10 protein-coding genes and 1 pseudogene are annotated in these 8062 nt (G+C 67.7%); 10 read left to right on the forward strand and 1 reads right to left on the reverse strand.

Annotated features, from left to right (window positions below; all coding sequences use genetic code 11):
* Positions 1-433, reverse strand: a 433-nt coding sequence (locus ABW137_RS31090; protein ID WP_526405968.1) for a Rieske 2Fe-2S domain-containing protein, incomplete at its 3' end; no start/stop codon positions are given.
* A 251-nt stretch (positions 434-684) separates the two neighbouring features.
* Between ABW137_RS31090 and ABW137_RS31095 the strand changes: the two genes are divergently transcribed.
* The 10 genes and pseudogenes from ABW137_RS31095 to ABW137_RS31140 form a co-directional block, all read left to right on the forward strand.
* Entirely contained in the window at positions 685-1155 is a 471-nt protein-coding gene (locus ABW137_RS31095; protein ID WP_526405970.1) for an AtaL-like protein, read from the forward strand.
* Between the two features lie 12 nt (positions 1156-1167).
* Positions 1168-1527, forward strand: coding sequence for a nuclear transport factor 2 family protein (locus ABW137_RS31100; protein ID WP_526405972.1), 360 nt, complete (start codon positions 1168-1170; stop codon positions 1525-1527).
* Positions 1520-2284: an SDR family NAD(P)-dependent oxidoreductase gene (locus ABW137_RS31105; protein WP_526405974.1), complete on the forward strand. Its 765-nt coding sequence runs from the start codon at positions 1520-1522 to the stop codon at positions 2282-2284. The genes ABW137_RS31100 and ABW137_RS31105 overlap by 8 nt, the downstream gene beginning before the upstream one ends.
* A 27-nt stretch (positions 2285-2311) precedes the next feature.
* Positions 2312-3055, forward strand: a complete 744-nt coding sequence (locus ABW137_RS31110; RefSeq protein ID WP_526405976.1) for an SDR family NAD(P)-dependent oxidoreductase — start codon at positions 2312-2314, stop codon at positions 3053-3055.
* Positions 3056-3110: 55 nt separating this feature from the next.
* Positions 3111-4001 carry a fumarylacetoacetate hydrolase family protein gene (locus ABW137_RS31115; RefSeq protein WP_526405978.1) on the forward strand — a complete coding sequence of 297 codons (891 nt, stop codon included), beginning with the start codon at positions 3111-3113 and terminating at the stop codon, positions 3999-4001.
* Entirely contained in the window at positions 3998-5101 is a 1104-nt protein-coding gene (locus tag ABW137_RS31120; RefSeq protein ID WP_526405980.1) for a quinone oxidoreductase family protein, read from the forward strand. The genes ABW137_RS31115 and ABW137_RS31120 overlap by 4 nt, the downstream gene beginning before the upstream one ends.
* Positions 5102-5133: 32 nt before the next feature.
* Complete coding sequence (locus ABW137_RS31125) at positions 5134-6054, forward strand: VOC family protein (RefSeq protein ID WP_526405982.1); 921 nt, start codon at positions 5134-5136, stop codon at positions 6052-6054.
* Complete coding sequence (locus tag ABW137_RS31130; RefSeq protein ID WP_526405984.1) at positions 6051-7124, forward strand: cupin domain-containing protein; 1074 nt, start codon at positions 6051-6053, stop codon at positions 7122-7124. Before ABW137_RS31125 ends, ABW137_RS31130 begins: the two co-directional genes overlap by 4 nt.
* A 2-nt stretch (positions 7125-7126) precedes the next feature.
* Positions 7127-7948, forward strand: a complete 822-nt coding sequence (locus ABW137_RS31135; RefSeq protein ID WP_526405986.1) for a fumarylacetoacetate hydrolase family protein — start codon at positions 7127-7129, stop codon at positions 7946-7948.
* Between the two features lie 7 nt (positions 7949-7955).
* Positions 7956-8062 (forward strand): annotated as a pseudogene (locus ABW137_RS31140) (maleylpyruvate isomerase family mycothiol-dependent enzyme); the annotation flags it as partial.

The raw sequence follows: 8062 nt of genomic DNA on the forward strand, positions 1-8062 counted from the left end.
CGTCCATCTGGTGCATGTCGGGCACCTCGTCGGCCTTCGCGAGGTAGGGGTCCCCCAGCCACACCCAGACGAAGCGGTGCCGCTCCACGACGGGGTAGGACGGCACGGTCGCGCTGGGGTTGAGGACTTCCTGAGCGGGCATCGACGCGCAGCGGCCCGCCGAGTCGTAGACGATGCCGTGGTACGGGCATCGGATTCCGTCGCGGCCGACGAGCTTTCCCATCGACAGGGGGGCGAGACGGTGCCAGCAGGCGTCTGCGAGCGCCACCGCCCGGCCGTCCTCGGTCCGGTAGAGCACCAGCGGTGTTCCGTTGACCCGCACGGCGGTCGGCGTGCGGCCGACCTCCCGATCCCATGCGGCTGCATACCAGCCGTTCCGCGGTGCGGGTTGCGTCTTGAGCGTGGTGGAGCTGCGAGATTCGACCGTCGTCATGGTCTTGCGCCTTTCCGATTCGGGAGTCCCGCCGTTGTGGGCCGGGTCACGTTCCCGTTAAAGAGTATACACATTAGCTCTCGATCGCAAGGCCGGATTTCCACCCAAATCGCCGTCGTTAAAGTGTAGACACATTGGTATGAGCTGGGTTACGGTGGTCCATGTCACAACGTCATCGGCGCTCTGGTCGAGCACCAGGTCGCAGCGCGTCGCATCGCGTGGAGCGACGCGATACCTCAAGGAGGCACAACATGATCGACATCAGCCGGACGATCCCGATCAACGACGGCATCGAACCCCCGCTGACGGTGGACGACGTGTGGGCCGGGCTTGTCGAGAAGGCCGAGAATCCACTCCCCTACGTCGCCGCGATCAGCGCCTGCACCGTCGTCGACCGGTTCGAGGGCGGCCTGGTGCGCGACATCGAACACGTCGGCCCCGTGCGCGAGGTCGTGACGTTCTACCCGAAGAAGCTCGTGCACTTCGTCCGCACCCACGGCGCCGCGCGGGGCACGATCGACAACGAGATCTGCGTCGACGAGGCCGGCAACGACGTGCTCAGGTTCAGCTTCCGACTCGTCGTCGACGGAATCACCGAGGGCAGCGCCGAGGAAGCAGCATTCGGCGAGCAGATGCAGTCGGACTACCTCGACGCCGTGCATACGACGTTGCAGGCCGTCCGCGATCGCATCGTCGACCCCAGCACCTCGGCAGTGAGCTAGGGGATGAACGTGATGGTGGCACCGACAGCCGCTCGGGTCTTCGCGATCGTCGACTCGATGGACCTGCAGGCCCTCGGCGAGCTCTACGCCGATGACGCGTCGCTGGTCTTCGCCAACCGGCCTGCCCTGATCGGCCCGGACCAGATCCGCGAGGGGGTGGGATGTTTCTACGACACGATCGCCGGGTTGAAGCACACCATCCTCGCCGAGTGGACGTTCGGCGCCGACACCGTCGTCGAGCTGACCGTCACCTACCGTCGTCACGACGGCTGCGAGGTCACCATCCCCGTGGCCACCATGTGGCACGTCGACCACACGGGCAAGTTCGACAGCTACCGCGTCTACTTCGATCTGGCCCCCGTCTATGCCTGACTATCCGGAACTGGCGGGCAAGGTCGCGGTGGTCACCGGTGGTGCCGGCGGCATCGGTCGCGCGTGCGTCAACGCCTATGCCGCGCAGGGTGTCTCGGTGGTCATCGCCGATCGCGACGACGCCGCGGGGCGAGCTGCGCTCGACGGTCTGCCGCCGGGCTCCGAGGCCATCTTCGTGCCGACCGACGTCACCGACGCGGATTCGGTGGCCGCGATGGTTCGGGCCGCGGTGGACACCTTCGGCGGGTTGGACATCGCCTACAACAACGCAGGCGTCGAGGCAGCCGGTCGGGCCCTCGCCGACATGACGGACCGGGACTGGCAGCGGGTGATCGACGTCAACCTGACCGGTGTGTGGCAGTGCCTGCGCGCCGAGATTCCCGCACTGCTCGCGCGCGGCGGCGGCTCGATCGTGAACACCGCGTCGGCACTGGGACAGGTGGCGTTGCCGCTCCAAGCCTCCTACGTCGCTTCCAAGCACGGGGTGATCGGATTGACGAAGGCTGCGGCGCTTGAGTATTCGGCCCGCGGCATCCGGATCAACGCGATCTGCCCAGGGGTGGTGCAGACGGCCATGATCGACGAGGTGGCCGCGACCAACCCCGGCTTCATGACCGACATGCGCGCCAAGCATCCGATCGGCCGCATTGCCGCCGTCGACGAGATCGCCGACGGCGTCCTGTGGCTCAGCTCGTCGGCGGCGGCGTTCGTCACCGGCAGCGCACTGAGCATCGACGGCGGCTACAGCGCCGCATGACCACCCGCATCTGGAAGGGAACCGAACGTGACTGACTTCGACGGCAAGGTGGCCATGGTGACCGGCGCCGCCCGCGGCATCGGCGCCGCATCGGCCATGGCACTGTCGGACGTCGGTGCCGCGGTGGCGATCTGCGACGTCCTCGACGAGGACGGGGAGCGCACCGCGGCCGACATCAACGCCGCGGGCGGCTCGGCCATCTACGTCCACACCGACGTTGCCGACGCCGAATCGGTCGAGTCCGCGGTCACCCAGATCGTCGGTCACTTCGGCCGCCTGGACTTCGCCCACAACAACGCCGGCGTATTCAGCCCGGCTCCGACGGCGGACCTGGACGTCGAGCGGTGGCGGTGGGTCATCGACGTCAACCTCACCGGCGTCTTCCTCTGCATGAAGTACCAACTGCCGCACATCGTGAACCACACCGGCGCAGTGGTCAATACGGCATCGGTGTGGTCCCAGGCCGGCGCCGCCACCCAGGCGGCCTACAGCGCCAGCAAGCACGGTGTGGTCGGTCTGACCCGCACCGCCGCCCTGGACTACGGCGCCACCGGAGTGCGCATCAACGCCATCGCCCCCGGACCCATCGCCACCGCGATGACCGCCTCGGTGCCCGGCGACATCATGGACGCCGTCGTCGGCCGCACGGCCGCGGGTCGCTACGGCAGGCCCGACGAGGTCGGCAAGGCCGTCGTGTGGCTGTGCTCGCCGGACTCCTCCTACGTCAACGGCGTCGTCCTCCCCGTCGACGGCGGATGGCTGGCCGCATGAACGTCCCAGTACCGCACTCAACCTCAGCGACACCACCGAATCAGGAGAATCGACCATGACCGACCTCACTTGGGCGCTCGCGCAGTACCGCACCCCGGACGGCATCGCGACCGGCATTCACGTCGACGACCGGGTCCTCGCAGCACCGCAGGCGCTCGGCGGACTCGACGTGATGGAACTCCTTGCGGACTGGGAACACTGGGCAACGGTGCTGCGCACCCTCGACCTCGACTCCCTGACGCCGGTCGGGGACGTCGACCTGGTGGCGCCCCTGACCTATCCGAACAAGGTGATCTGCGCCGGGGCGAACTACTACGATCACGCCGATGAGATGGGAGTCGACCGGCCAGACCCGGCGGTCGAGCCCTTCTTCTTCCTCAAGACACCGACCACCACCGTCGTCGGTCCCACCGCGGAGGTCGCCATCTTCGACGACGGTCGCTCGCAGGTGGATTGGGAAGCCGAACTGGGTGTGGTGATCGGGCGCAGGTGCGCCGGCCTCGAGGCCGCCGACGCCGCCGAGGTGGTCGCCGGCTACCTCGTCGCCAACGACGTATCCGACCGCGGGGTCTTCCACCGAAACGGCGCGGTGGCACCACCTTTCGAGTGGGACTGGCTGGGACACAAGAGCCAGGACGGCTTCTGCCCACTCGGTCCGGGCCTGGTGCCTGCCTGGCTGGTGCCCGACCCGCAGGCACTCAAGATCCGTCTCGACGTCAACGGCATCGTCAAGCAGGACTCCAACACCTCTCAGATGGTCGTGGACGTCCACCGCTTGATCGCGGCCGCGAGTCGGGTGTTCACGCTTGAGCCCGGCGACGTCATCCTCACTGGCACACCCGCGGGCGTCGGCATGCCGCGCAAGGACTTCCTCCGTCCCGACGACGTCGTCAACGTCGAGATCGAGGGCATCGGCCGCATCTCGAACAAGGTCGTGGCCAAGTGACGAGCCCCGCAGGCACCACGACGGGGTGGCCGGCCGCAGGACCCATTCCCACGACGATGCGTGCCGTGGCCTTCCACGAGTTCGGTGGGCCCGACGTGCTGCGGGTCGACGAGGTACCCACCCCCCGAGCGAGTTCCGGTGAGGTCCTCATCCGCATCGCCGCCGTGAGCGTGGGGCGATTGCTCGACCTCGTTGCCCGCTCCGGCCATCACCCCTACGCGACGTTCACCTTCCCGCACGTCCTGGGCGCCGAGCACACCGGCGTCGTGGCGGCCGTCGGCGACGACGTCACGGGATTTGCCGTCGGTGACCGGGTCGCCACGTTCCCCGTCCTCACCGACCCGAGCTGTCCCATGGTGGCCGCGGGATTCGCCGAACTCTCACCCAGCGCCAGGATCATCGGCACCCATCTTTCCGGCGCCTATGCCGACTACATTGCGGTTCCCGCCACCAACGTCTTCGCGGTACCCGACGACATGACCCCGGCCGACGCCACGGCCCTGGCCTTGGCCGGCGTGGTGGCGATGAACCAGTTCACCCGGGCGGGACTCGTCGCAGGACAACGGGTCGTCGTCCAGGGGGCGTCCTCGGCGCTCGGGTCCACCACCGCACTGCTGGCCCGCCACCTCGGGGCGCGGGTGATCGCCACCTCGCGCGACGAGGCCAAGCGTTCCCGGCTTCGCGAACTCGGCTTCGACGCCGTGCTGCAGGCTTCCTCGGCGAGCTTCGCCGACGAGGTGCGTGCGGTGTTCGACGGCCACGGCGCCGACCTCGTCGTGGACAATCTCGGCGATCCTCTGGTGTGGACCCACGGCATGGATGCACTGGCCGCAGGCGGGGCGATGGTGTCGTCCGGCGCCTTCCTCGGCAGGACGGTGCCGGTCGACCTGCAGCGGCTCTACTCGTTCGGGCAACGGGTGATCGGCGTGCGCTCCGGGAATCTCGATGCCGCTCAGCGTCTCTGGAGCGAGGCAGCGGCCGGCTTCCGCAGCGTGGTCGACCGGACCTTTCCCCTCACCGAGGCCGCGCGGGCACACGAATACGTCGAGGCCAGTGCCAACGTCGGTCGCGTTGCCCTGCTCACCGAACCCGATGCGTGATCCCATCAACTTCTGAGAAAGGCATCCACCCCATGACCGAAACACCAGACACCGCAGCCGAACCTGCCGCACCGGTGTCCAAGCTGGGCTACGTCACCTTCGACACACCCGACGTCGAACGCATGACCTGGTACTACACCAAGGTCCTCGACCTCGAAGTCGTCGAACAGTCACACGACTACGCCTACCTCACCACCGGCGCCGATCACCACTGCGTCGTGATCCGCAAGACCGACGCGGCCAAGCCCCGCTCGGCGGTCGGCTACGAGGTGTGGGGCTCGCTCGGCGACGCCCACCAACGATTGAAGGACGCCGGCTACGACGTGGAGCGCCGTTCCGACGCCGCACCGGGCACGCCCGACGTCCTCGTCATGGCCGAACCCTCCACCGGCGCCGAACTCCACCTGTTCGAGAACCAGACCCCGAGCGGTGTCGACGGCCGGGCCACCCTTCGTCCGACCAAGCTCGGGCACGTCGCTGCGTTCACCACCGAACTCGAACGGCTGCAGGGCTTCTACCAGGATCTGCTCGGTTTCAAGTGGTCCGACACCATCGGGGACTTCTTCGTCTTCCTGCGGTGCAACGCCGATCACCACGCCGCCAACTTCCTCCGCAGCATCAACAAGACGGGCATGCATCACATCGCCTACGAGATGCGGGATCCCAACCACCTGATCACGATGGTGGACCATCTGGCCAAGAACGACTTTCGGCTGCACTGGGGCCCCGGCCGCCACGGGCCGGGTCACAACATGTTCACCTACCACCGCGATCCCGACGGCAACACGATCGAACTCTTCACCCAGCTCGACCTCATCCACGACGAGTCCAAGGGGTACTTCGAGCCCCGCCCATGGCACGAGAACTACCCGCAATACCCCCGGACGTGGGAGGTCGACATCGCCACCATCAACATGTGGGGCCCGGTCACCGAGTCGGAGCTGGAACGGTGAGCACCCAGACGCACGTCGAGGACCCCGAGTTGGAACGGTTGTACGGTGACTTCGCCGCCGAACACCTCAACCCGCTGTGGACCCAACTCGGCGACCTGATGCCAATGGCGCCAACACCGAAAGCCGTTCCCTACGTCTGGAAGTGGTCGATGCTGTACCCACTCGCTCAGCGAGCGGGTGACCTCGTCCCGGTTGGCCGCGGCGGCGAGCGGCGGGCGATCGCGCTGGCCAACCCCGGCCTTGGCGGCCTGCCGTATGCGTCCCCGACGCTGTGGGCGGCCATCCAGTACCTCGGTCCCAAGGAGACCGCACCCGAGCACCGCCACAGCCAGAACGCCTTCCGCTTCGTCGTCGAGGGCGACGGGGTGTGGACCGTGGTCAACGGGGACCCTGTCGCGATGCGGCGGGGCGATCTGCTCCTCACCCCGGGGTGGGCCTTTCACGGTCACCACAACGAGACCGACCATCCGATGGCGTGGATCGACGGTCTGGACATCCCGTTCGTCAACTACACCGACACCGGGTTCTTCGAGTTCGGCTCCGACGGCGTCACCGACGAATCCACGCCAGACGTCTCCCGGGCCGAGCGCCTGTGGTCGCATCCCGGTCTGCGGCCGCTCGTCGGTCTCGGCAGGCGGACCACCACGCCGATTGCCGCCTACCGGTGGGAGCACACCGACGCCGCACTGCACGAGCAACTCGCGCTCGAAGACGAGGGTTACGCCGCCACCACCGAACCCGGCCACGCCGCGGTGCGCTTCACCAACCCCACCACCGGTGGTGACATCATGTCGACCATTCGGGCCGAGTTCCACCGCCTGCGGGGCGGCACCCGCACCAGGGCCCGACGCGACGTCGGATCCACGGTGTACCAGGTGTTCGACGGCGTCGGCCGATTCCAATTGGGAGACAACACGTCCGAGGTCGGCACCGGCGACCTCGTCGTCGTCCCGTCCTGGACGGAATGGTCCATCGAAGCCGAGACGGACTTCGACGTGTTCGCCTTCTCGGACGCGCCCATCGTGGAGCGCCTGCACTTCGACCGCAGCCACGTCACCGAAGGAGCCTGACCATGAGACTCGCCACCCTGAGAACCGCCACCGGCACGGCGGCCGTGCGGATCGACGATCCCGCGACCGCGACGGTCATCGACGGCTTCGCCGATCTGTCGGTGCTCCTGAGCGCGCCGAACTGGCAGTCCCTGGCCCGCGAGGCGGCAGGCGCGACGATCGACCTGACCGACGCCGACTACGCGCCGGTGGTGCCGAACCCCGGCAAGATCGTCTGCGTCGGACTGAACTACGCCACCCACATCACCGAGATGGGCCGCGACCTCCCGCAGTACCCGACGCTCTTCGCCAAGTTCGCCGAGGCACTCACCGGTCCGTACGACGACGTCGTCGTTCCCGGATACGCTGCCGCCGAGCTGGATTGGGAGGCCGAGCTGGCGGTCGTCGTCGGGACGCGGGCCTACCAGGTCGCCGAGGCGGACGCCGACGCCTACATCGCGGGGTACTCGGTGATCAACGACTACACGATGCGGGACTACCAGTACCGCACCCTGCAGTGGGACCAGGGCAAGACGTTCGAGAAGACCAGTGGCTTCGGCCCCCACCTGGTCACCGACTACACCCTGGGGACCCGCATCGAGGCGCGTCTGGAGGGTGAGGTGATGCAGAGCGCCAGCACCGACGACCTGGTGTTCGGCCCGGCGAAGCTCGTCGAGTACATCAGCCACATCGTCACGCTGCAGCCCGGTGACGTGATCATCACCGGCACCACCGGCGGTGTCGGTCACGCACGGAAGCCCGCCCGCTACATCCAGAGCGGCGAGACCGTCGAAGTGAGCATCGAGGGCATCGGCACCGTGAAGAACACGACGATCGTCAAGTAGGCATCCGATGGCGTTCGACGCACTCGACCTCTCCGAGCGACTCCTGATCGCCCGCCGCGGCACCGCGTACCTGGCGCAGCGCGTCGCCGAGCTGACCGATTCCGACTTCGACGG

Origin of the sequence: Mycobacterium sp., from assembly GCF_040509115.1 — a bacterium.
Lineage (GTDB): Bacteria > Actinomycetota > Actinomycetes > Mycobacteriales > Mycobacteriaceae > Mycobacterium.

Excerpts from the sequence above, each read along its gene's own strand:
- ABW137_RS31095 (WP_526405970.1), top strand. The coding sequence starts at position 685 with ATGATCGACATCAGCCGGACGATCCCGATCAACGACGGCATCGAACCC.
- ABW137_RS31100 (WP_526405972.1), top strand. The coding sequence starts at position 1,168 with ATGGTGGCACCGACAGCCGCTCGGGTCTTCGCGATCGTCGACTCGATG.
- ABW137_RS31105 (WP_526405974.1), top strand. The coding sequence starts at position 1,520 with ATGCCTGACTATCCGGAACTGGCGGGCAAGGTCGCGGTGGTCACCGGT.
- ABW137_RS31115 (WP_526405978.1), top strand. The coding sequence starts at position 3,111 with ATGACCGACCTCACTTGGGCGCTCGCGCAGTACCGCACCCCGGACGGC.
- ABW137_RS31125 (WP_526405982.1), top strand. The coding sequence starts at position 5,134 with ATGACCGAAACACCAGACACCGCAGCCGAACCTGCCGCACCGGTGTCC.
- ABW137_RS31135 (WP_526405986.1), top strand. The coding sequence starts at position 7,127 with ATGAGACTCGCCACCCTGAGAACCGCCACCGGCACGGCGGCCGTGCGG.